The following is a 24,596-nucleotide window of genomic DNA, read 5'->3' as shown; positions in this document are numbered from 1 at the left end:
AACGGTTAAGGATGAGAATATGCAGGATACACACTGGCACCGGGAACTGAGCTTTACGCTGACGGACGGCATGCTGCTGGGCGTGCTGGGGCTCGTGGTGATGACGCTGTGGTGGCGGGCGATCGCTGATTACCGTGGTCTGCGCCGCAAAGAGCGCCGTAACGCGGCCATGCAGAACGGTGACGCTGCGTTCCGGCACGCCTGGTGGCGCAGAGATCGCGTTAACGTTGTGCTGGAATTTACCATGGCCGCGATGGTGACGCTCGCGTCAGGCTGCCTGCTGATTGTTCTGCTCCCGTATTACTGAAAACCGGTAACCCTTTCCTCCCCGCGTTGCGCAGGCTGTTCGTTCCTCGCATACGCTGCGGTACGCCTCAGCCTGCACCCCGCAGGCAGGCCTGATTAACGTCTGACCCCGGCAGCCCGGCTGCCGCAACCACGGAATTTCCTCTTATGACACACCTCGCTGAAATATCGGCTCAGCCGGTCGTGCGCGATCGCTGGGGCGGCTGGACGCATCCGGCCTTTTTTGTGCCGGCGGACGGCAACGAGTACCCACAGCCCGGCGAGTTTGAGGCCTGGCTTAAAGCGCACAATCTGCAGGCGGCGACCACCTGGATGGAAAACGACGTGCCGAACTGGATGATGGCCGACTACCGGAGCACCGGTAACTGCAGCGCGTGGCAGCCTTCCGGCCCCCCGGGCCCGGGCTGGTTTACCGGCAGCATTCACGATACGGACGACGGTCCGGTGTGCGTCTGGCTCCGCCGCCATACGGAGGCACAGGACGCATGAAGCGCTTTCTCCTCATACTGTGCCTGCTGACAGCGGGCATCATGGCAAAGCCGGTGATGGCGGCCGCCAGCAACGCCGGCGATGGCCGCTGGGTGAACCCCATCAGCGACGTCTGCTGGAAGTGCCTGTTCCCCATGACGCTCGGCAGCATTCAGCTGGCATCCGGCGCGCATCCGGACACGCCGAACCCGGCTTCGCCCATCCAGCTTTGCCCGTACGGCATTCTGTACCGGCTGGGGCTGGCCATCGGCTTCTGGGAGCCGCTGGCCATGACGGACGTCACGCGTGAGCCGGGCGTCATGGTGAACATGGGCGGCTTTAAAATCGACCTCGGACGCACCGGCACCGGGCGCGGCGGGCAGAGCGACGCGCCCACGCCCGGCAGCTTCTATCACGTGCACTGGTACAAGTATCCGCTGATTTTCTGGCTGAACATTATTACCAGCGCAGGCTGCATGCAGACCGGCGACATGGACATTGCCTACCTGTCCGAGGTGGACCCGCTCTGGAACGACAGCACGCTCTCTATGATATTAAACCCGGAGGTGGCGCTCTTCAGTAACCTGCTGGCGCAGGGCGCCTGCGCGGCTGACTCCATCGCCTCCACCGCGGGCATGCCGCTGGACCCGCTGTTCTGGTGCGCCGGCGCACAGGGCTCGATGTATCCGTTCACGGGCTATACCAGCAACGAGTTTTCTCCGCTGGAGGCCTCGCTGCTGGTCAGCGAGCGCATGGCGTTCAAGCTGCATCGCGAGGGGCTGGTCATGGAGACGGTCGGGGCGGACGTGGCGGTGTGCTACGAATATCCGTCCCCGATCATCCCAAAATCCCGCTGGCGCTACCAGATGGTGAACATGTACCCCGAACCCTCGGACTGCCACCCGTTCGGCACCACCACGCAGCTGTGGGGCAGCACGCACAACACGCCCGCATCAAAGAAAAACTTCGGCTACCTGATGTGGCGAAAGCGCAACTGCGTATACCTGTAAAGGAATGACCATGAAAACCTTACTCATTACGGCGCTGACCTTCAGCGCCATCCTGCTTTGCGCGGACGCGGGCGCAGCTGATCAGCCAGCGATTGCCGGCGACGATATGGCGTATATGAAACAGCAGCAGCGCGATCTCGCGCTGTTTAAAAGTCAGCTGCAGGGCATGAACATCACCCTGCCGGACGCGCAACAGGGAAGGGTTGCGCAAATGCAGAATGAGATAGCCGCCGGACAGGCGGATCAGAACAGCGCTACCCGTCAGACCCCGCGCGCGGTGTATTTCGTGAGCCTGGGCATTCCGGAAGAGGGGCTGCTGCCGATGCTCTCTGATGCCCGCCGTTTCGGCATTCCCGCAACCCTGCGCGGGCTGCTGAACAACGACTTTCGCCAGACCGCAGAGAAGATGTTTGAACTGTCGAAGAAGGACAAGCAGGCGGGCGTGCAGATTGACCCGACCCTGTTTCAGCAGTACGGCATTAAAGCGGTGCCTGCACTGGTTGTGACCTGCGGTGGCAAATTTGACGTGCTGTACGGCAGCCTGCCGGTGCAGCAGGCTCTGGAGGAGGTCAGGCAGCGCGGTGACTGTTCAGCCACGGCGGCGCAGCTGCTGCAGAGTGCGGAGGGCGCGCGATGAAGCGACTGCTACTCATCCTGCTGCTGTTCTCAGTCGCCGGGGCCCGTGCTGACGACGTCAGCGATGCTTATAACGCCGGTGCGGGGTATGCCGGCTCGAACAAAGGTCAGGGAACATCGGCAGCAAAAGGCACAGACCCGGCGTCAGTTATCCCGGGCTACACGTCAAGCCCATCGCAAAGCGGCTACTATGGCGGGGTGCAGGGCGGAGATGGCGGCATCAGCGACAAGGGCCAGACCGAACTCAGCCAGAACGAGGCCGGGCAGGCAATATCCGACTCGTCCACGAAGAACCCGGCGGTGACCATCGACCCGAACGCCGACTTTATCCAGAACGGCAAAAACGCCGAGGCGAACAGCGGCTCCATCGTGGACGGCACGAACCAGCAGTGCACCACCAAAGTGGTGTCAAAGTCGGTGTTTGAAAACTACAGCTGCGACCGGGATGTGGCACAGGTGCAGACGTGTGCACGGACCGGAAGCATTCAGGTCACAGGATCACGTGAGTCTTACAACACTCAGTTAGTTCTCAATGCGGCCAATTCAACGGCGGTAATCCTTGATAATTACTGGGTGCGTTACGACTTTACGGTGCCGGATGATGGAGTTGTAAGCAGCGGAACCTGGGCTTTTACCTACCCCAGAAGCCCCAGCTACCACGGGGAATCCGGAGATCGCCTGTGGTATTCAATTAAGGCGCTGGATTTTCAGACGGACAGGGCTAAACCAAACCGTAACGGTGACGCAGCGATATCGCCACAGCGCGTTACGAAAGGTCAGACGGTTTCTCTGTACCTGCGTTACAACACTGACGGTCACTATGATACCGGCCGTGATGGGCTGATCAGGGCTGTCAGCAATGGCAATTACGTTTTCCAGGTCATATTCCCACTACAGGCCGAGCGCGACACGACTACCTCAACTGTTGTGTGGAGCGAGTCCTGCGGCTTCGATAAATCAAAGGCTACCGGCACGGCAGGCACGGTGTGTACCGACCCGGGCGGGAGCCGGACGGTAAATCAGAACGGTAAAGACTACACGCAGAGCGCCTCCTGCTGGCAGTACTCGGACGCCTATATCGTGCCGGTCAGCTCAACCGGCAACTGCAGCACGCTGATGGCTAACAAAAACTGCACGGTCTCAGCCCGCAGCTGTACTCAGAAAGAAGGCGGCACCTGCCTGCACGAGCAGGACACTTACCAGTGCCAGACCACCTACAGCTCAGAAGGGCTGCTGTGCGGCGGTCAGTACTTCTGCCGTACCGGTGACTGCAGCGGAACCGACGGCGCCGGCGACAGCGGCTTTGATACCGCGGTGGCGAAGCTTGCCGGCCTGGCCTCGGCCGGCGATGACGTCAAAGCCGATCAGGTAAACGTGAAGGCGTTCACCGGTCAGGCTCTCTATTGCCGCAAGGCAATGGCGGGCTTTTCCAACTGCTGTGTCGACACCGGCTGGGGCAACAGCGCCGGGCTTGCCAACTGCAACAGCGATGAGATGGCCATCGGCAAGGCGAAAGCCAAAAAGGTCACGGTGCTGGTCGGTGAGGCCTGCAACCGGGCGGTGCTCGGCGTATGCGTACAGAAGAAGCAGGCCTACTGCGTATTCGGCGGAAAGCTTGCCCGTATCATTCAGGAGCAGGGGCGCCGCGACCAGCTGCACGTGAGCTTCGGCAGCGGTGACTCCCCCAACTGCCGCGGGATCACGGTGCCCGAGCTGCAGGCCATCAACTTCGACCTGATTAACTTCCAGGATTTCTACAGTGACCTCATGGCCAACCAGAAAATTCCTGACTCCGCCACGATGGTAAAGCAGGCGAAAGATCGCATCGCCGCGCAGGTGCAGGCGCAGACCGGAGGAAAAAAATGAAGCAGATAGTGCTTGCCTGCCTGCTGATGGCGGGCGCCTGTCAGGCTCTCGCGGACGATGCACCGTCAGCTAATGCGGTCGTGACGCCCGCAGAGCCGTTCACCGGCTGGCACTGGTACAACGAGCCGAAGAAAAAACCCGATCCCCCTGCGCCGAAGCCCCAGCCCGCGCCGCAGGTGCCGGACTTCAGCCGGCTGTCACCCAGCGAGCAGGCTGACGTGCTGAAAGGCTACACGAAGGAGGCGCTGAACAACGCCATCCTGCATCCGTCGGCGGAGAATACGGCTACCTTCCTGCGCTGGCAGAAGTTCTGGACCGACCGGGCCTCGATGTTCAGCCAGTCGTTCGCGGTGGCGCAGCTTGACCATCCGGATCTCGATTACAACCTGGAACACCCGCACTACAACAGCACCGCGCCGCTGCAGCAGGCACGCGATCAGGAGGAGCAGACGCAGGCTATCAGCGAACTCGCCGGGCAGTATGGCCTGTTCTACTTCTACCGGGGCGGGGACCCGATAGACGCGCAGATGGCGGGCGTGGTGGCGGACTTTGCCCGCCTGCGTCACGTCTCGCTGATACCGGTGAGCGTGGACGGCACGGTGTCGCCGCAGGTGCCTGACAGCCGTCAGGACGCGGGACAAAGCGCGCGCATGGGCATTACCCACTTCCCGGCGCTGTTCCTGGTCGACCCGAAGTCAAAAAGCTTCCGCCCGCTCGCCTACGGTTTTATGACGCAGGATGACCTGGCGAAGCGCTTTCTTAACGTGGCCACCGGCTTTAAACCTAACTTCTGAGGAGTTCCTGATGCTGACGCTATCACCCGTCTGGCACGGGCGGCTGCGCGCTGCCCGTGGCCTGACGAACCTGCTGGTGCAGACGCTGGTTTCCGTCATATCTAATCTGGCCATGTGGCACTTGCGCCGCCGTGCTAAAGGAGAACATGCATGAACCGACTGCCGCTTATCGTCACGCTGTTTATGGCGGGCATTATCTTCAACTGCCTGCGCCAGCTGCTGACGTATTCCGAGAGCCTGACGTACGACGTGCTGATCGTTGTATCGGTGGCGTGTTTTGTCCTTATGGCACTGGGGATTCTCCTCGGGATCATCGCGCACCGCCGCGCGCGCAGCGGACCGGGAGGCCATCATGAGGCTTAAAATTCTGCTGGCGGCAGCGTTGCTGCTGCCGGTGCTGGCACAGGCTTCGGTGGCCGACGAAATCGCCGCGCTGGAGCAGGCTAAGGCGCAGCAGGGGGCTCAGCTGCCAGACTTCGGGCTGCCGGGCAACCTGCCTGCCCGAACAGCGCCGGCGAAGCCACCGAATCTGATGACGCTGACCGACGGCCGGCGCGTAAATCTCAACGACTACGCGGTGGTGGTGTTCATGCAGCGCGGCTGCCAGTACAGCGCGAAGTTTGATCCAAAACTGAAGGCGTGGGCGGATGAAACCGGCATAAAAGTGTATCCGTATACGCTTGACGGCTACGGCGACACGTCCTTCCCGGTGGCGCTCATTCCGCGTAAAGCCGGGCCGAACGAGCCCATCGCCGGCGAGATCCTGACGTTCTTCGGCAACGGTCTGCCCATCGCGACGCCGACCACCTTTATGGTCAACGTGAACACCAACATGGCTTATCCGCTTTATCAGGGCGACACCGACATGGGCACGGTAAGCCAGCGCCTCACGCAGATGATCGAGGCCGACATTGACCACCTGCCTCCCGACACGCTGGGGCCGGTACCGAGCAGCTCCTCGCTGACCCCGCATTAACGCACGCGGTCCCGCCGCATACGGAAAAAATCATGACGGAACACCCTCTTACACTCTCGCGAACCGAGACGGCGCTGCTGCTCGTCTGCGCCTCAATGCTGGCGGCGGCCGGGATTTACGCCTGGCTTGCCTGCGACCTTGCCCGCCTGCCCGACGGTATCGCTTACGGCACCGATGCGCTGCTGCTGAGCGGGCTGCAGCTCTACCCGCTGCTGTTCCTGTTTGCCCTTGCCGGCGGCTTTGGCTGCGGCGCGCTGGTCAGCATCACGCTGCGCCGGCACGGATTCATGACTGACCGGAGTTTTCAATGAAAAAGAAAGTGCATTCACAGGCGGGGTCAGCATCATGAACCTGCGAAAAATACTCATCAGTACCCTGGCGGCGCTGACCATCAGCAGCCCGGCGCTGGCCGACGTGCAGGGCGACCTCAACGGCTACTTTGGCAGCCTCGGCTTTGACGGCAACGTCTCAAAAGCGCAGGCGTGGCAGGGACAGGCCGCGGGCTACTTCACCGGCGGTTCGGTTTATCTGCGTAACCCCGTCAAACAGGTGCAGCTCATCTCGATGCAGGTGCCCTCGCTGAACGCGGGCTGCGGCGGCATCGATGCCTACCTCGGGGCGTTTTCCTTTATCAACGGCGCCGAGCTGCAGCGGTTCGTGAAGCAGATTATGAGTAACGCCGCCGGCTACGCCTTTGACCTCGCGCTGCAGACGATGGTGCCGGAGCTCAAGCAGGCCAAAGACTTCCTGCAGAAGCTGGCCTCGGATGTGAACTCCATGAACATGAGCTCCTGTCAGGCAGCGCAGGGCATCATCGGCGGCCTCTGGCCGGTGTCGCAGGTGTCCAATCAGAAAATCTGCCAGGACATTGCCGGCGAGAGCAACATTTTCTCTGACTGGGCGGCGTCCCGTCAGGGCTGCACGGTGGGCGGGCAGGGTGACAGCGTCACCAGTCGCGCCTCGGATAAAGATAAAGACCAGGTGCTGAAAAACAAAAACCTCATCTGGGACGCGCTGGGCCGCAATCATCTGTTCGACGGCAACCGTCAGCTGAAGGAGCTGGTGATGAGCGTGGTGGGCTCCATCATTTTCAACAAGGACGGGCAGGTCACCATCCTGACCCCGCTGGTTGATAACCGCGACATCATCACCGTGCTGATGCGCGGCGGTACCGCGAAGATTTACGGCTGCGACGAGCAGGATCTCTGCCTCGGTCCGACCGTTACCAGCGTGACGGTCAGCAGCGACGTGGCGCTGGTCACCCAGGTGCGCAACCTGATGATTTCCATCGACAGCAAGCTCAGCGCTGATACCGGCCTGTCGGACAAGGAAAAGGGCTTCATTAACACCACCTCTGTGCCGGTGCTCAAGTATCTGACCAACTCCCGCAGCATGGGCATGAGCCCGACCTACCTGATTCAGGTCGCGGACTTCATCGCGCAGGACATGATGATCCAGTATCTGCAGGAGCTGGTGAAGCAGGCGAGCCAGTCGCTGGCGGGTAAAAACTTCCCGGAGCAGGCCGCCGGCGAGCTGCGTAACAACGTGATGACCGCAACCTCACTGCTGGCGCAGATGAAGCTGCAGTCGACCGCCGACCAGAATGCGCTGGACGGCATCGATCGCAACATGCAGTACCTGCAGCAGCAGGTATCGACCATTATCTCAACGTCCTATCAGGGCAACTATCAGTGGGGGACCGGCAATGACTGATTTTACGGCGCCGGACATGATCGCAGCGTCCTGGCAGGGCAATTCTCAGCGGGGTATCCGTCATGACTGAAGTCTGGACCATTTACGGCGGTGACATGTGGCGGCAGGTGTTCAACGGCGTTGTCACCGTCATCGGCAGCGACACGTACGACACGCTGAAGCGCATCGTCGGGTTGTTTGGCGTGCTGGGCGTAATGTTCAGCTTTGTCAAATCGCGCAACCCGACGGTATTTCTGCATTGGCTGGCCGTCTTCTTCGTGATCACTTCAGTGCTGCTCGTACCGAAGCGCAGCGTGCAGATTGTCGACGTCACGGACCCGGCGGCGGTGTACGAAGTGGACAACGTGCCGGCGGGGCTCGCCTTCATCGCCGGGCTGACCACGTCCACGGAGTTCGGGCTGGCGCGCCTCTATGAGTACAGCTTCTCGCGTCCGGACTCGCTGACCTACACGAAGTCGGGCATGCTGTTCGGCTCGCAGATCGTGGCGCAGACCACGGACTTCCGCTCGCAGAACCCGCAGCTGTCGCAGATGCTGACCGACTACGTGGAGAACTGCGTGGTAGGGGACATCCTGCTGAACAACAAGTACACCGTGTCGCAACTGCTCAACAGCACCGATCCGCTGACGCTGATCACCGATAACCCGAGCCCGCTGCGCGGCCTGTATCAGGATACCGGCGGCGGACGCCAGTTTATCACCTGCCAGCAGGCGGCGGCGGTCATCAAAAACCTTATCGGTGCGGACGTGCGCATCGGCGGCACGACGTGGCACGCGCTGGCCACGCGTATATTCGGCACCCGCGTGAGCGGGGATACGCTGCTCGGCAACGCGATGGACGAGAGTTACAACTTCTTTTACGCGGGCGGCCTCAGCGCCTCGCAGATCATGCGCAACAACATTACCAACGCGGCCATCCGCGACGGCTGGAAGGGCTTTGCGGCACGATCGTCGGATACCGCCAACCTGCTGAACCTCGCCACCGAGTCGAGTCTGACCAAGCAGCGCATCAGCTGGGGTGCGGGCGGGGTTATTGCCGCGCGTACGCTGCCGATGTTCCAGTCACTGATGATGCTGGTCCTGATTGCGCTGTTCCCGCTGGTGATCGCGCTGGCGCTGGTGAACCACGATATTTTCGGACTGAAAACGCTGAAGCTGTACGCGGGCGGGTTTATCTATTTCACGATGTGGCCGGTGATGTTCGCCATCCTCAACTCGCTGGCCAACTTCTACCTGCAGACCAAAACCGGGGCGACGCCGCTGGTGCTGGCCAATCAGGACCAGGTGGCGCTGCAGCATTCGGACGCGGCCAACATCGCGGGCTACCTGAGTATGTCCATTCCGGTGCTGGCGTTCTTCCTGACCAAAGGGGCGGCGTCAGTGGGCTCGCAGGTTGTGGGTAGCGTGATGAGTTCGGCTGCGTTTGCAACCGGCGGGCAGGCGTCCACCACAGCGGACGGCAACTGGTCGTTTAACAACATGTCGATGGATAACGTCAGCGCCAACAAGTTTGACACCAACATGCTCCGCCGTTCGGGGTCGCAGAGCATCCAGACCGGCAACAATGCGATGATGACGCAGACGGCGGACGGCCACACGGTGGTGGATACCAGCCAGGCGATATCCAACCTGCCGGTGAGCATGCGGCTGAGCTCGCTGGCCAGCAGCGGGTTCACCGAACAGGCGCGGCAGGCGGAGCAGCAGGCGCAAAGTTCGCTGGATGGCTACAACCACAGCGTGACCAGCGGCTTCCAGCAGATGAACCAGCTGACGCAGCAGAGCGGCAACAGCGACACCGTCACGCAGGGCAGCGACAACAGCGTGGCCACCAGTGTGAGTCGCGGGGTCAGCAAAATGCAGTCGGCAGTGGAAAGCTATGCGAAGTCGCACAACGTTTCCGAGCAGCAGGCGTATAACCAGCTGATGGATATCACCAATCAGGGTAGCGCCGGTGCGGGTGTCAGGGGGTATGTGAAATTTGATTCCGGCGACCAGCTGGCCGGGAAGCTCGGTAAGTGGGCCACAGGCCTCAGCGCCGGCGGTGAGGGTAATATCAGCGCTGATCTGCGCCATACTACCGGCAGCTCACACGGCACGCAGGACAGCCACGCGGAGGGGCGTGATAACCGTCATGACCAGAGCAGCCAGGAGGCACGCGACTTCCGTCAGGGTATGGATATGGTGACGTCGACCCGCCTGAGCGAGTCGGGCAGCCACACGGACAACCAGTCGAATTCGCTGGCACAGCAGTTCGCGGCGACGCTCAATGACGCAAAAAGTCAGTACCATCAGTATACGGAGAGCAGCACCCGCAGCCAGGAGTTCAGCCGCATGGCCACGCTGTCGCAGACGCAGAGCGCGAGCCTGGACGCCAACTACAATCAGGAGTTTGTGGACTGGACTACGGCAAAGTACGGCAGCGACGCGCAGAACATTCTGACCAACGTCCGGAGCGCGCAGGGTGCGGCCACAGAGTTCATGCACGAGCGGCTTGAGCCGGAAATCATGCGCAACTACGGTGCCCGCACAGAGCAGGTTAATGGCCAGCCGCTGCAGCCGGCTCAGTCACTGGACGTTCCGGGGGGAGCGCGGAGTGGTGATGTTGAGAGGGTTGGCGTGCCGGAAGCTGTCAGCGGCGGTGCTGTCCGCACGGCGTCTCATCCCAGCCAGCATTCGTCTGCGGAGAGACGCGGCAGCGGCGTCACAGAGGAAAGCGTGCAGACACGTGAACGTAATCTGACCGCGCCGGCAGGTGCCCCGTCGCAGGCCATGAGCGAAGATTTTCGCAGTGGCTCACAACGCGTGGGCGAGAAGGCGTCGGGTGCCGGCATTGAAAGTAACGTGGCCAACAAGGTTGCAGCACAAAGATCTGGCCTGATGGAAACAATCAGGGAAAATGACGGTAAAATCGCTGAAAATAAAACCACTGTTCAGACGTCCAGTGATATACTGAGGCATGAGCATGATGCTGCTAAGGGTAGTTTCAAAGCTGGTCATGATAAAGAGTTAAACGAACAAGGTCAGAAGCCCAGAGAAAGTCTTGGAAACGACTTTGATAAAAAACTAAAGGAACTCAGGCGGCGTGCCGGATAAGTAAGGGGTGCTAGCGATGATGTATAACGATATTAAGAAGGATGCGGATTTTATTTTTGAAAGCCTTGCATCCGGAGAGCGATTGATTCCCTCTGCATTCGATGTAATCAAATCGAGTGCTGTTTTCCCTATGTCTTGCTTGTCATTTTATGCATTATCGCTCGCATACATCATCTATAGTTTTGTACCCCCAGATGATGTCTGGATTAATCCAATCTTGCATTATCAGGGGCTGACGTTGGCTTTTGGCGGCTTCACTCTTATCCTGGCCATTGCGATAATGGCCATGTTGTACACTCCGTTTATGCTTTTGATCTCCATCCCCAAAGAAGTCAGGATTAAGTCATTACTGATACAGAGGTTAACTGCTCTCTTTAGGAAAATAAGTGAAGTAGCAATAGTCATAAATGGCATGTTAGCAATCGCTGCGGCATTTATTCCGCAGTTATTTTATGCCGCTCCGTTCGTTCTTCTAATTAGTTACCTGATCATGCAGGCATCAATAAGCTCAGAATTAACGCGTTATGGCATTGCTGGGGCGATGAGTAAATTCGCCAAGATTATTAAAAAGATTTAAGTTCTCTCGGCTCCTGCCGATACCCCTTCCGGCACTCTGACGGAGGGGGTTCTCTCCAAAAAAACACCCATTAAAACAGCGTGCCCCGGGGCGCGCTTGTCCCGTTTTTTCCGTAAAACAAGGATACGTCTATGAAAAACTGTAACGCCTTCGTGGCGGCGATTGCCGCTGCCTCCCTGATGCTTTCTGGCTGTGGTGCCATGAGTACCGCTATAAAGAAGCGCAACCTTGACGTGAAAACGCAAATGAGCCAGACCGTCTGGCTTGAGCCATCCAGCCAGAAGACCGTATTCCTGCAGGTACGAAATACCTCTGATAAAGATATGAGCGATCTGGAGCCATTGCTGGCGCAGGACCTGCGCGCGAAGGGCTATACCGTGACGTCAAATCCTGACGCTGCGTACTACTGGATTCAGGCCAACGTTCTGAAGGCCGAGAAGATGGATCTGCGTCAGGCACAGGGCTTCCTGTCCTCCGGCTACGAAGGGGGCGTAATGGGCGCGGCGCTGGGCAGCGGGATCACCGCCTACAACAGTTCTTCCGGTGGTGCTATCCTCGGCGTCGGCCTGGCGGCCGGCTTGGCCGGTATGGCCGCAGATGCACTGGTAGAGGATGTTAATTTCACAATGGTGACCGATCTGCAGATTTCTGAACGCAGCAAAACTGCCGTAACTACGGACAACGTGGCGGCGCTGCGTCAGGGCACTTCCGGAATCAAACTGCAGACCAGCAGCGAAGAGGGCAACCGCATGAAATACCAGACCCGCGTGGTGTCAAACGCGAACAAGGTCAACCTGAAGTTTGAAGAGGCGAAGCCGGTGCTGGAGGCGCAGCTGGCGAAGTCTGTTGCCGGAATCATGTAATTCAGTCAGCTGACAGATGCGGGAGGCGCCATGCGCAGAAAAATTGAACGACTGGCGTCTTCACTGCCCGGCTTCCTGAATCTGATGCTGACAGCCGCCATCATCACCCTGCTGCTCGTGAACGTAACGGACAGCTGGCTCCCCTGGCGTTTTGTGGCCTGGCTCAGGTTGCTCGATGCCGCGCCGGGTGTAGCGGGAACGGGTGAGTTCTGCCTGTTCATGCTGACGGCGATGTCGCTTTATATCATCAGTATGGGGGCGTGCGGGCTGGTCCTGAGCGCCGTGCTGCAGGCAGCCATAAAACGCATTCTGAAGCTTGCAGGCCGCTGAATTACCTGGTATTAATTAACGACCGGTGAGAGCCGGCGGCACGCGCCTTGAGGAGAAATGAGAACACTCTCCTGACAACGGGGCGCCTGCCGACCCCCGTCTGTGCCCCCCGGGCAGCAGACATCGGGACAGCACCACCACCACCACGGGTGCTGTCCTCCTCCCTCACGGGATCCCCTTTTACGCTTCCCCTCTGATGCACGGGGTGGCGGGAGCGTGGCTCTGATTTCCCTGACGTATTACTACTGCGCTTCGCGCGCGTCGGGAATTGCGTTGTAACGGCTGTATTTAACCCCTGTTCTTAACTTCCTGAAGGAAAACCCCATGCTCACATTCAACGATGCGGCACGCACCCTTATTGTCTGGACTACCCTGTTTTTTGCCTGGAGCGCCATCGTGCTGTGGCAGTTCGGGCCTGATATCGTCAAAACCATCATGACCGAAAGCAATCTGTTCGCGTTCGATCTCGCCGCCCGCACGATGCAGGGCAATATGATGCCGCCTGGCGTTATCACTGCGCTGCTGGTTTTACTGGTGCTGACGGCCGGCAGCGTGCTGTCTGCCCTGACGCTTGCCTGCTGGAACCTGCTGTTCTTTGCCTGCGGTCTCCCCCTGATGGCTGGTCACTGGCTGCTGCGCCGCACGGGACATAACAACACGCCCGCACTGCGCACCCTGAAATAATCTCCTGGGCCCGCGCGGCCCTCAGCCACTTTCTCTCCCTGCAACAGCCTGCCCGATTTCCCCGGGCGGGCTGCGCCTGCGCGCTTTCCGGAGTTTCCCATGAGTTTTACCCCTAAATACCTGACACAGGGTGGCCAGATGACGGCCTACCGCCTGCGCATGTTTGCGCAGGTCAGCAACTGGATATTTCACTGGATGCTGCTGCTGTTCGTGGCGGCCACCGCAGGTCTGTTCTGGCTGACGACGCCTGACGACGTACTGCGTAACGGCTTCTGGTACTGGGCGGCGTGGCCCACTCATTCGCTGCTGGGTCTGTCCCCTGGCGCGGCCGGCGCTACGTGGGACATCTTCTGGCACTGCGGCGAAGGTGCACAGCTCTGCACCATAAAGCTGACGCCGGCGCAGCTGCTGGCCAATCCGTGGATGCAGGAGATGGGCCGCCAGTTTATGGCGAACCTGCGCTTTATCGCGACCGCGTGTGGCATCGCCGCCAGCCTGCTCTGGTGCCTGATTGCCTGGTACGTGGGGCGCATCGGCAAGAAGGAGAGCGAGGACGAATTTATCTCGGGTATGACGCTCACCGATAATCCGAAGGAGGTAAACCGGCTGCTGAAAAAGGCTGGCGAGAAGTCCGATCTGCAGATTGGCGGTCTGAACATGGTGAAGAACGCCGAGGTCATGAACTTTCTGATCCACGGCACCATCGGCGTCGGCAAGTCCACGCTCATACGCTGGCTGCTGGACTATATCCGCCGGCGCGGCGATCGCGCGATCGTGTACGACTCCGGCGGCACCTTCATCGAGACGCACTACGACGAGCGCCTGGACAAAATCCTGAACGCGCACGACAGCCGCTGTGAAAACTGGGTGCTGTGGCGCGAGGCGCGCGACGTGGTGGACTACGAGAACATGACGGCGGCGCTGATGCCGGTGGAAGGCGACTCCGACCCGTTCTGGGTGTCTTCGTCGCGCACCATCTTCAGCGACACGGCCATGCAGTTTGCTTCACGCCCCGATCGCAGTATCGAGACGTTCCTGAAGACCTGCCTCTCGATCGACCTGAAAAGCCTGCGCGAGTTTCTCAAAAACACCCCGTCGGCCAACCTGGTCGAGGAAAAAATCGAGAAAACCGCCATCTCCATCCGCTCGGTGCTGACCAACTACGCCAAGTCGCTGCGCTACCTGCAGGGGCTGGATAAAGAGGGCAAACCGGAGTTCAGCATCCGCGAGTGGATGACCGACGCGCAGTACGACAGCAGCTGGCTGTTTATCTCCACCACAGCCCGCCACCGCAAGGCAGTGCGCCCGCTGATATCCATGTGGCTGTCGCTGGCCACCCTGCTGCTGCAGAGCATGGGGGAGAACAGCGACCGGCGCGTGTGGTTCGTCGGCGATGAGATTGCCAGCCTGCAGAAGATACCGGAGTTCAACGAAACGCTGGCCGAAGCGCGCAAGTTCGGCGGCTGCTTCGTGCTGGGCATCCAGAACATCCCGCAGCTGGTGCACATCTACGGCCGCGAGATGGCCAAAGCCATCCTGGACCTACTCAACACCCGCGCCTACGGCCGCTCGCCGAGCGCCGAGGTGGCCAAAATGGTGGAAGAGGAGCTGGGACATCAGCGCCGGCGCGAGGCGCGCGAACAGAACAGCTACGGCCTCGACCAGATTCGGGACGGTATCTCCATCAGCAAGGACAAGGTCAACGAGCCCATCGTGGACTACGACCAGATTATGAAGATGCCCAACCTGCGCTTTTACGTACGCCTGCCGGGCGAATACCCGGTGGTGAAGCTGAGCCTGAAGTACCGCAAACAGAAGAAATATCATCCGGCGCTGATGGAGCGCGACTTCCGTGACCGGCTGAGTCCCGAACTCGAGCGCATCATCAAAAACAACGAGCGCAGCGCCCGGGCGGCGGACATTTCGTTCCCGACCGGAGAGGAGTGGCTGGAAGGGGAGGACCGCGCTTCCGCGCCCGCTCCGGTTAAACCTGCGGCTACCTCGCCGTACGCCGCGCCGGCAAAAGCTGACGTCCCCGTGATGACGCCGGAGCCGGCTACCGTGAGAGAGGGGAAGCCGTCTGTCGCACCGGGCCAGCCTGCTGTTCCCGCTACGCCTGCCCCCGTCATAAGCGCATCGTCAGGCTCTTCTAACGTGCGACCGTTCCCGCGCCGCGAAGTGGTTCCGCGCGTCACTACGGTTCCGGCTGAATCATCCACACCTGCCATTGTCCCGGAGGGCGGTACCGCCACAGCACCGTCGGAAACCATCAGGGTTGTTTCCACGCCGGCACCGGCCAGGAAAGAGGCGGGTTCGCCGCTTTCTCCACTGGAGAGGATGAGAAGGCTCCAGAACAGCACATCAGGTAATGCAGAAACCGACAGCGAAGCCCCCGCGGGTGAAGCCCCCGAACTGCACATGCAGATGGAAAAAGACGACGGGGGCCGGCTGACCGTGCGGCACATCAGTCCGCGTAAAACCGAACAGCAGCGTGAGGAGGAGCGCGCCGCACAGCACGGCGACGCCAACGAACGTATGGCCGACGACGAAAAAAACATCCTGCGACACCGCGACGACTACGCGGCGTACCAGGAGATGAGTGACAGCCTGGACCCGGGAGGATATGAACGATGATGACCGTTGCTCCGGTGGCCTCTGCCGCCGACGCTGCCGGCTACTACAGCAGCAAGGATAACTATTACTTTCTGGACGACATGCCCACCCAGTGGCTGGGGGAGGGCGCGCGCGAGCTGGGGCTGGAAGGCCCGGTCGATCTCGATACTTTCACCGGAATTCTGCACGGCAGCCTCCCCAACGGTGTGGTACTGGGTAAGGACGTTCAGGGTGCACACGTGCACCGCCCCGGTCATGACTTTACCTTCTCGGCACCCAAGAGCGTCTCAATGCTGATCCTCGCCGGCGGCGATAAACGCCTGCTTGAGGCGCACCACGATGCGGTGAAAGAAACGCTGGCCATCATGGAACAGATGGTGAGCGCGCGCGACACGAAGGACGGCGTCACGCGCATTACGCCAACCGGCAAAATGGTCGCTGCGCTGTTCACGCACGACACTTCGCGTAACCTCGACCCGCAGATCCATACTCACGCAGTGGTGGCCAACGTGACGGAGCTGGACGGGAAGTGGAAAGCGCTGGCTACCGATGCGATCCACGGCGCCGGCTTCATCGAAACGGTGTACCGCAACCAGATAACGTACGGCAAAATTTACCGCAACCTGCTGAAAGGTAAGGCGGAGGATATTGGGTATGAAACGTTGCCCACCGGCGGCCGGCACGACCTGTGGGAAATAAAGGGCTTTACCGGGGAGGTGCTGGACGAATTCTCATCGCGCCATCGTGAAATTCATGCGCGCGCAGGCGAAGACGCTTCGCTGAAAAGCCGCGACGTGGCAGCGCTGGATACGCGCCAGCGCAAGCAGGATATCAGTCAGTATGGCGCAGACGAAACGGCACCGTTACGCACCCGGCAGGAACCGCCCGCCTCACCAGAGCTGGCTGCGAATGCGTCTGACAGAGTCCCTGAAGCAGGCACTGAGGCGACGTTAAAATCTGCAGTCCGGGAGCAGGAAGAGCCGATCGCTAAGCCAGAAACCGCAGACGGACGGGCCCGTCTGCGCGATCGCTGGCAGCGGCAGATGGATGACGTCGGTTTTGATCTTCAGGGCGTCATGAATGAAGCCCGCGAGCGTGAAAAATCCCGGCCTGATGCCGGTGAGGTGCAGGACGCGCCAGTGCAGGCGATGGAGGCGGTCCGCACCGCCATTTCCGTGCTGAGCGACAACAAAACGCGGTTTACCTATGGGGACATCCTGCTGACCGCACACAACGCCGGTGAACTGCAGAACAGCATTCCGGACCTGCGCAGGGCACTGGATCAGGCGATTCATGACAACCTGCTCGTGCCTCTCGACGGTGATAAGGGTGTATTTACCTCGCACATTCACCTGCTGGATGAGCTGTCGGTGCAGTCGCTGGCGGCGGATATTCTGAAAGAGAACAGGGTGGTCAGTTTCAGCCTCACCGGCAGTCCGGTTCCCGGGCACCTTGAGCACGTGGCCCGGGCGCCCGCCGTTATCATCAGCGCACCGGCCTCAGTCGGCCGTCTGCGTGCGGTAACAGAAGAACTGGTGACAATGTCACGTGAACAGGGGCGCGAGGTCAGTGTACTGACCAGTTCAGCCGAGCGCGCACTCAGCTTTGCCAAATCACCGGCGCTCAAAAACCGGCTTCTCCACCGCAGCCGCATGCCTGATGGCACCTTCAGCCTCGCCCCCCAGAGTACGGTCATCGTGGAAAGTGCGGAAAAGCTCAGCCTGAAGGAAATGCTGGTGCTGACCGGAGAGGCTCAGCTGCAGAACGCGCAGCTGCTGTTTCTGGACAGCGCCGGACGGCAGTCAAACGCGAACGCACTGTCCGTGCTGACCGCAGCGGGGGTAGAACGTCAGAGCCTGAACGCACCGTCTGACAGTATTGAGGTCCGCGTGACCAGCATTCAGGACAAGCGCGAGCGCTATCGTGCACTCGCAGAGCGTTTTGCCGGAATGGACCCCGCAGACGGTCCCGTGACGGCGGTTGTGGCCGGTCCGCGTGAGCAGGCCCAGCTGACCGGTGTCATCCGGAATGCGCTGAAAGATGCCGGACGACTGGGGGAGGCGCAGGTCAGCATTGCGGCGCGCACGCCGGTGTATATGACAGCAAAAGAGCGTCGCCTCCCTCAGACCTACCGCGCCGGTATGGTGCTGGAAGACAGGTCGGAGAGAAATGAAACGCGTCACTACGTCATTGACCGCGTACATGATGAAACCCGCATGCTCTCCCTGATTGACGGGGATGGTGTACTGTCCCGTGTAAAGCTCAGCGCACTTTCCGGTGACTGGCGCCTGTTTACACAGTCTCAGCTGGAGGTTGCTGCGGGGGAGCGGCTGTTTGCGCTTGCCGGCGACAAAAACGCCGGGCTGAAGGCACGTGATCGCCTCACCGTCACGTCCGTTGAGAATGGCGCACTTGTCGTGCAGCGGGAGGGGCAGAAAAAGCCGCTGCGTATCGACCCGGCAAATCCGCTTTACGTTACATACGGCTACGTCAGTGCCCCCGGAAGCCGGGACAACGAGCACGGTACCGTGCTGGCCAGCCTCGGGGCTCAGGATCTGTCGGTCAACATGATTAACGCGCTGGCGCAGTCTGGCCATGAGGCCGAAATATTTACCGGCGAAGCCCTGAGCCGGGCGGAAGAGAAGCTCGGCCGCCTGCGCTCAACACGCTCCCCGCTGTCTCTGGTCCGTCAGGCCAGCGGGAAGGAAGACGCCAGTGAGGCCATAGACACGCTCAGTACGCAGCTGCTCTCTGACGCGCAGAAAGCCGTTACGCGCGGCGTCGCGCAGATGCGGGAGGTCGCTTTCTCCCGGACAAAACTGCTTGATGAGGCGCTGACGTTCAGTGGTGACCTGAAGCTCATCGAAAATGAAATTACCCGGCAGGTCAAGGAAGGTGATCTCATCGGGGTACAGACCAGCGCCGGGCCCCACTTCGTTGCGCGGTCCACATGGGAGATGGAAAAAGCCATCCTCGGTGAAATCGATCGGGGTAAAAACACACAGGTTCCGCTGATGGCACAGGTCGATCCGGCTCTCCTGTCAGGCCTGACGCAGGGGCAGAAAGAGGCCACCTCGCTTATTCTGAAGAGTCCGGACCGCTTTACGGCCGTGCAGGGGTATGCGGGCGTCGGTAAAACCACCCAGTTTAATGCGGTAAAGGCGGCTATTGATACCCTGCCGGCTGACGTGCGTCCGGTTATCGTCGGGCTGGGGCCGACTCACCGGGCGGTAAAAGAGATGGCGGGGACGGGCATCGATGCGCAGACGCTTAAGTCGTTTGTACTGGACTGGCAGACGCGCAGCGCCGCCGGTGAGGACGTCCGCTACGACAATATGCTGTTTCTTATCGATGAGTCTTCCATGATCGGTAACCAGGACACCGCGGCGGCGTACCGCGCAATCGCTGCCGGCAACGGCCGTGCCGTGGCGGTGGGGGACATTGCGCAGCTGCAGTCGCCTGAAAGTGGCGCGCCGTTCCAGCTGATGCAGGAGCGGAGCCCGATCGACGTCGCGGTGATGAAGGAAATCGTGCGCCAGCGTGATACGGCGCTGAAGTCTGCGGTCTACAGCATCATCGGTAATGATTCCGCAGCGGCGCTGAGAAAGATTGAAAGCGTCGCGCCAGACGTTGTACCCCGCCGGGCAGGTACGGTGGTACCTGGCGGATCAATTGTTCAGTCAGCAGACCCGGTGTCCAGCATTGTGGCTGACTTTATGAGCCGCACCGATGAGGCGCGGGAGCAGACCATGATCATGGTGCAGTTGCATGAAGACCGCAGAGCCATCAACGAGGGCATCCATAATGCGATGGTGGTGACGAAAGAGCTGGGCGGGGAAGCCCGGACCGTCTCTGTCCTGGACCGGATTAATGGCGGGCGGCACGATTTTAACCGCATAAAGGACTGGGAAACCGGTCAGGTGGTTATGGCAAACCAGCGGTATCTGCACGTTACCGGCGTGGACCACGAAAATGGCAACGTCACCCTGCGGGATGAAGCGGGTCGCACGCACTACTGGTCGCCGCAGGAGCTTAACGCAATGGAAATCGAGGTTTTTGAACACCGTGAAATTGAGCTGCGCACCGGTGACAGCGTCCGCCTGAGTAAAACCCAGAAGCAGGCCGGTCACGCTGCGCACGAGCAATACCGCGTCGATGAACTGCGTGAAAACGGTGAGATTGTTCTGCGTAACGGCAGCGGGGTGAAGGTCATCGACCCGGCGACAACGCTGGCAGACCGGCACGTGGATTACAGCTGGGCGGTCACCGGCTATGGTGCGCAGGGTGCCAGTGCCCGGTATTCGCTGGCGCTGGAAGGCGTGGAAGGTGCCCGTAAGCGGATGAGCGGCGCGCGGGCGTTTTATATCAACGTCTCACGCGCGAAGGACCATGTCCAGATTGTTACCGATGACAGAGCCGGCTGGATGGAGACGCTCGGCGTCCGAAAAAACGGACCGGCGACGGCGCATGATGCGCTTATGCCGGAGCCTGAGCGGGATCAGGCCCGGCGGATCTGGGCGATGGGGCAGGCCGCGTCGAAAACCGCAATTGGCCGTGCGTACCTGCGGTCAAACGGCCTCAGCGGCAGTCCCGTTACGGCACGTATCATCCCGCCGACGCGAAAGTTCCCTGAACCCCACCTGGCCCTGCCGGTGTTTGACGGTAACGGTAAACCGGCGGGCCTGACAATGGTTCCGCTGCGCCCCGGAAGCGGTGACGTCGATCGAGGGGCCGAGCGGCGTATCGTCACCGACGGCGCGCAGGCCGCACTTGTACAGAAAAGCCGGAACGGAGAAACGCTTGTGGTGACCACGCTGGAAGAGGCGCTCAGCGCGGCGCGAAAATACCCGACATCCGGCATTCTGCTGAAGACCGGGGACGCCGCTCCGTCACCGCAGCTGTTGAAGGTTTCCGGCGGCCTGGAGCCGCTCGCCGGGGCGGCGGTGGAAGAGGCGGTCAGCAGCCTGCAGAGCCCGCCGCCTGTTCCGGATGAACCGGTCACGCCGGCGGCATCCGCCGGCATTGGCGACGAGGCCATCAGAGACCTCGTCAGGCAGGACGCGCATGAGCCTGATGTGCCGGACGCGCCGGAGGTGCAGATCAGCGTCAGAGACGGGCTGGCAGACATGACGGCAGAGGAAACGCTCGCCGCAGACCTCAGCCGTGCAGTTCCACAGGAGGCGGCTGACATTGAGAAGCCCGTGGACCTTATCGTGAAACCTGCCGTGGATGAAACGGACCTGGCCGGCCGGGCTCTGGAAGGCAGCCGGCAGGCTTATCCGGAGGTCAGGATACCGGAGGAAAGCCGGGAGCAACCGGCGCCTTCCGGAAAAGGAGAATCAGAACTGGCAACAGAGCTTGTCGCAGGTTCGCGGACGGACAGGGAGATTGCGGCGGGGATCAGCATACCGGTTCAGCACGAGGGGCCGGAGCGCCTGCCGCCCGAACTGTCTCACGAGCCGTCCCGGAACATACAAAAAGAACGTTAATTACTGCGGCCCGCCCTGTACGGCCGCCTCACCTTCCGCCTGCCCCGCGCAGGCATGCGAGAGAAATCATGAAACAGATCCTGAAACTGGCCGCCATTGCGCTGGCCATGAGCACCGCTTTGCCCTCAGCACCATCGAGTGCGGCTGAGGCTGCAGACTTTACCCCCGCGCAGCAGGCCCGCATTGGTGAAATTGCCGCTGACTACCTGGTGGCGCATCCCGACGTGCTCATCGAGGTGAGCAAAAAGCTGCAGGCGCGCCAGCAGGCGATGCAGCAGCAGGCTTACGTGCAGTCTGCGCTTAAAGCACACCGGCTGCTGATGCAACTCGACGGCGTACCGGTTAAGGGGCCGGCGGATTCGAAGGTCATCGTTACGGAGTTCTTTGACTACGAATGCATCGCCTGCAGCATGATGGCGCCGGTGATGGAAAAGGTGATGGCCGCCAGCGCCGGCGTACGCTTTGCCTTCCGCGACTGGACCATCTTTGCCTCACGCTATCCGGAATCCACGCTGGCCTCGCACCGTGGGCTGGGTATTTACCGCAGGCAGGGCGCGGAGGCCTACATGGCCTTCCACAACGGGATTTACCGGACCGGGCACAACGAGGGGAAACTCACGGCAGAGGATATTGAAAAGGTGGCTACGGCCGCCGGCGCAGGTACGGCTTCCGGTGATGACAGTGCTGCCTCCGACAGGCTCATCGAGAACAACGACGCGCTGGCGGAGATGCTGGGACTGACGGGCACGCCGGGCATTATCGTCATGCCGGCAGAGAATGCCACGGCAGACAACACCACCGTCATCCCGGGCGTCGTCAGTGAAGACGTCCTGCAGCAGGCCATCGTCCGCGCAGGCGGAAACTAAAAAAGCCCGGTGCAGAACCGGGCAACCAGCAGCGCCGGCATTATCAGAATGGTTTCACTGCCGGCGTTTGAGGGGGGTATCGGCCATCCCGCCAGAACCTTTACCCCCTGACGGCCACGTCGTTCAGGCTGTTCGTTCCTCGCGCCGCTGCGGTACGCCTCAGCCTGAACGCCCTGCCCGTCGCCTGAATGCCGATCGTCCGCGATCGTTCCGCTGAATAATGACAAATGACCCGTCCCCCGTGCTCTCAGTCGTTTCAGCGTCCCGCCAGGCGCAGAACTGCGTTCAGCCACAACCGCAGTTGTGATGACGGTCACGGTAAAATTTATCGGTGAACTTTTTTTATCCATACGATTCGTGCTATGTGCAATCTGTGCTGGATTTAACCGGTTGAGATGGTTATTCTTTTCAGAATTCGCCGGGCGGCGATCCTTTTTAGATCCTTGTCGAATACTGTGGTGGTTGACGACGGGGATGTGCGAAAACCTGTGGCCGGACATGCGCGGCGCGGGCAGAATTGAACCGGATGGGACGTATCCGTAAAAACGTCCAGGGTACGGAGCGCGGGATTTACCGGGCTCTGAATGCAAAAACCCCCCGAATTCTGTCTCAACTTGGCGGAAGGTTCAGAAATCAGGGGGTCCAAAAGCAGGCGCTGTGCCTGCAAAGGATTATAACGCATGCAGTTCATAAGGCAACCCCTGTCCGCCATAAGTTCAGGACAGGGTGAATGACCAGATTTTAATCGGGTTAAACGACCCGATCTCCAGACCTGACGGACGCCATCGCGGTGATCACGCCGTCACCTGCAAATGTCCTGAGCCAGTCTGGTTCGCACCGCAGAACTATCGCCCGCTGCCGGGTGAGTTCGGCCACGCCATGCGCCGGCTCGTCGTGAAAGACCGGGCCACCGGTCAGCTGCGTCTGCGCCAGCGGATCTCACGCAATCCGTATTTCGTCAGGCTGCGCCACGCGGCCGGCCGCGAGCGAGACTTCCGGCCGGAGCGCCGAGCCCTCATTGACGCCCTTATTCCGCTGCTGGTTCAGCGCGCCGATATGGCCACCTGGGTGGTCACCGTAAACGTCGGCCGCCTGGCCGACGAGCTGAGCCCGAAAGATGAGAACGGCGACGTCATACCCGGCACCCGGGTCGAGCCGTGCCGGCTGTCGCGCCTTTTTCCGGAGCTGGCGCGATACGGGCTGCTGGAGATGCCTTCTCTTGAGTGGGACCCGGTTGAGAAATTCTGGATGCCGCGCCATATCGTGCTCACCGATCGTTTCTGGCAGCTGTGCGGCGTCAATATGGACAAACTGTATGTCCAGCGCAATGAGCGCCTCGGGGCTGAAGCGGAAGGCATCATCGAGCCGGGCACGCACGAGTCGGTGCGCGCCGCGCGCCAGCGCTGGTATGAGAACATGCGCATGGCCACGCTGCTGAAGCGGCGTGAAAAGGCCGTGAAAGAGAAGCGCCGCAATAAGCTGGGCAAACTTCCGCTCGACGAGCGCCGTACGGCGATGGCCAGCTGGCTTATCCGGACGCTGCCGAACCACGAGCTGATGAACACCGACGCGGACGCCTTTGACCGCCTGGTGTGGCAGAACCTGAACCAGCTGGAGCTCGGTCTCGGCTACGAGCCCGCCCCGCCCGACGTCGTCCACTGACGAACACCTGCGAATTTTACCGCCTTAACTGGCGGTAAAGGCGTTTGTGCCGCAGATAAAATCGCGTATTTCCGGCCCGCCGCGGCATCCGCTTTTCCGCAAAATATCCCACATTCGCGCCGCTCTCCGGTCGCGGAATTTTTTATCCACATTTAGCCGCAATAGGAAAGCGTGACTTACCTGCAAACAGATCTGAAATTATCCGCAAAACATTCCTGACTTACGTCAGAAAGAATTAATCAGAAAAGATAAATAAGGTGTTCATGCCAACATTCTGCGGGGGATAAATAAGGCCTTCGCTTGCAGCGGCCGTAAACGTCCGCGCCGCTCGGAGTCTGAAGCACCTCCCGCTGACGCGGGCACCGGAATTAGAAAGTAGTTACAACAAACATAGACTCAGCATAGAAAGATACGGTGCTGCCCTGAAACTTAACGCCCCTCTCAACCCAGACCCGCGCCGTACCTGAAACCAGGTTGCCCCCACTGACCAGCCCCGGCCGCCCGGCCCGCAGGGCCGGAACTGCAGTGGCTGATAAATGAATGCTGTAACTACAGAGTCTGAGCCGCTTTGTGGCCAGAGGCCCGCGGTTTCTTTCTTTCGTCTCCGACCGTCTGACTGATAAGCTGCTGACAGGCCGCTGCTTAAGCGGC

The 24,596-nt window shown here is 60.5% G+C and carries 20 protein-coding genes; all 20 read left to right on the top strand.

Annotated features, from left to right (window positions below; genetic code table 11):
* Nucleotides 1-19: 19 nt before the first annotated feature.
* A complete protein-coding gene (locus tag K7H94_RS22815; protein WP_222952455.1) occupies nt 20-307 on the top strand; it encodes a hypothetical protein in 288 nt (95 codons plus the stop codon).
* Between the two features lie 146 nt (nt 308-453).
* A complete protein-coding gene (locus K7H94_RS22810) occupies nt 454-795 on the top strand; it encodes a hypothetical protein (protein ID WP_222952454.1) in 342 nt (113 codons plus the stop codon).
* Nucleotides 792-1,784 (top strand): conjugal transfer pilus assembly protein TraU, encoded by a 993-nt coding sequence (traU, locus tag K7H94_RS22805; protein WP_150059754.1) that lies wholly within the window; start codon nt 792-794, stop codon nt 1,782-1,784. The genes K7H94_RS22810 and traU overlap by 4 nt, the downstream gene beginning before the upstream one ends.
* 10 nt (nt 1,785-1,794) lie before the next feature.
* The gene (trbC, locus tag K7H94_RS22800; protein ID WP_222952453.1) at nt 1,795-2,421 is read left to right on the top strand and encodes a type-F conjugative transfer system pilin assembly protein TrbC; all 627 of its coding nucleotides are present in this window, start codon (nt 1,795-1,797) and stop codon (nt 2,419-2,421) included.
* Nucleotides 2,418-4,286: a type-F conjugative transfer system mating-pair stabilization protein TraN gene (gene traN / locus K7H94_RS22795; protein WP_104094405.1), complete on the top strand. Its 1,869-nt coding sequence runs from the start codon at nt 2,418-2,420 to the stop codon at nt 4,284-4,286. The genes trbC and traN overlap by 4 nt, the downstream gene beginning before the upstream one ends.
* Entirely contained in the window at nt 4,283-5,080 is a 798-nt protein-coding gene (gene traF / locus K7H94_RS22790) for a type-F conjugative transfer system pilin assembly protein TraF (protein WP_222952452.1), read from the top strand. Before traN ends, traF begins: the two co-directional genes overlap by 4 nt.
* 10 nt (nt 5,081-5,090) lie before the next feature.
* A complete protein-coding gene (locus K7H94_RS22785; protein ID WP_222952546.1) occupies nt 5,091-5,234 on the top strand; it encodes a hypothetical protein in 144 nt (47 codons plus the stop codon).
* A complete protein-coding gene (locus tag K7H94_RS22780; RefSeq protein WP_141496874.1) occupies nt 5,231-5,443 on the top strand; it encodes a hypothetical protein in 213 nt (70 codons plus the stop codon). The genes K7H94_RS22785 and K7H94_RS22780 overlap by 4 nt, the downstream gene beginning before the upstream one ends.
* Nucleotides 5,433-6,056: an F-type conjugal transfer protein TrbB gene (trbB, locus tag K7H94_RS22775; RefSeq protein ID WP_222952451.1), complete on the top strand. Its 624-nt coding sequence runs from the start codon at nt 5,433-5,435 to the stop codon at nt 6,054-6,056. Before K7H94_RS22780 ends, trbB begins: the two co-directional genes overlap by 11 nt.
* Nucleotides 6,057-6,088: 32 nt before the next feature.
* Nucleotides 6,089-6,367: a hypothetical protein gene (locus tag K7H94_RS22770; protein WP_150059750.1), complete on the top strand. Its 279-nt coding sequence runs from the start codon at nt 6,089-6,091 to the stop codon at nt 6,365-6,367.
* Between the two features lie 34 nt (nt 6,368-6,401).
* Nucleotides 6,402-7,769 carry a conjugal transfer pilus assembly protein TraH gene (traH, locus tag K7H94_RS22765; protein ID WP_222952450.1) on the top strand — a complete coding sequence of 456 codons (1,368 nt, stop codon included), beginning with the start codon at nt 6,402-6,404 and terminating at the stop codon, nt 7,767-7,769.
* Nucleotides 7,770-7,831: 62 nt separating this feature from the next.
* Complete coding sequence (traG, locus tag K7H94_RS22760; RefSeq protein WP_150059749.1) at nt 7,832-10,861, top strand: conjugal transfer mating-pair stabilization protein TraG; 3,030 nt, start codon at nt 7,832-7,834, stop codon at nt 10,859-10,861.
* A 16-nt stretch (nt 10,862-10,877) separates the two neighbouring features.
* Nucleotides 10,878-11,438, top strand: coding sequence for a hypothetical protein (locus tag K7H94_RS22755; protein WP_150059748.1), 561 nt, complete (start codon nt 10,878-10,880; stop codon nt 11,436-11,438).
* A 131-nt stretch (nt 11,439-11,569) separates the two neighbouring features.
* The gene (gene traT, locus K7H94_RS22750) at nt 11,570-12,301 is read left to right on the top strand and encodes a complement resistance protein TraT (RefSeq protein WP_222952449.1); all 732 of its coding nucleotides are present in this window, start codon (nt 11,570-11,572) and stop codon (nt 12,299-12,301) included.
* Between the two features lie 30 nt (nt 12,302-12,331).
* On the top strand, nt 12,332-12,631 hold the full coding sequence (locus K7H94_RS22745; protein ID WP_222952448.1) for a hypothetical protein: 300 nt from the start codon (nt 12,332-12,334) through the stop codon (nt 12,629-12,631).
* Nucleotides 12,632-12,955: 324 nt separating this feature from the next.
* The gene (locus K7H94_RS22740) at nt 12,956-13,315 is read left to right on the top strand and encodes a hypothetical protein (RefSeq protein WP_222952447.1); all 360 of its coding nucleotides are present in this window, start codon (nt 12,956-12,958) and stop codon (nt 13,313-13,315) included.
* Between the two features lie 99 nt (nt 13,316-13,414).
* Nucleotides 13,415-15,949, top strand: a complete 2,535-nt coding sequence (gene traD, locus K7H94_RS22735; RefSeq protein ID WP_222952446.1) for a type IV conjugative transfer system coupling protein TraD — start codon at nt 13,415-13,417, stop codon at nt 15,947-15,949.
* Nucleotides 15,946-21,417, top strand: a complete 5,472-nt coding sequence (gene mobF, locus K7H94_RS22730; RefSeq protein WP_222952445.1) for a MobF family relaxase — start codon at nt 15,946-15,948, stop codon at nt 21,415-21,417. Before traD ends, mobF begins: the two co-directional genes overlap by 4 nt.
* Before the next feature lie 68 nt (nt 21,418-21,485).
* Nucleotides 21,486-22,283, top strand: coding sequence for a DsbA family protein (locus tag K7H94_RS22725; RefSeq protein WP_222952444.1), 798 nt, complete (start codon nt 21,486-21,488; stop codon nt 22,281-22,283).
* Between the two features lie 726 nt (nt 22,284-23,009).
* Entirely contained in the window at nt 23,010-23,945 is a 936-nt protein-coding gene (repA, locus tag K7H94_RS22720; protein WP_222952443.1) for a plasmid replication initiator RepA, read from the top strand.
* Nucleotides 23,946-24,596 lie beyond the last annotated feature (651 nt).

The organism is Pantoea dispersa (assembly GCF_019890955.1).
GTDB classification, from domain to species: Bacteria; Pseudomonadota; Gammaproteobacteria; order Enterobacterales; family Enterobacteriaceae; genus Pantoea; species Pantoea dispersa.
The sequence above is the reverse complement of the archived record's forward strand: the minus strand, read 5'-3'. Positions and strand labels throughout refer to the sequence as shown.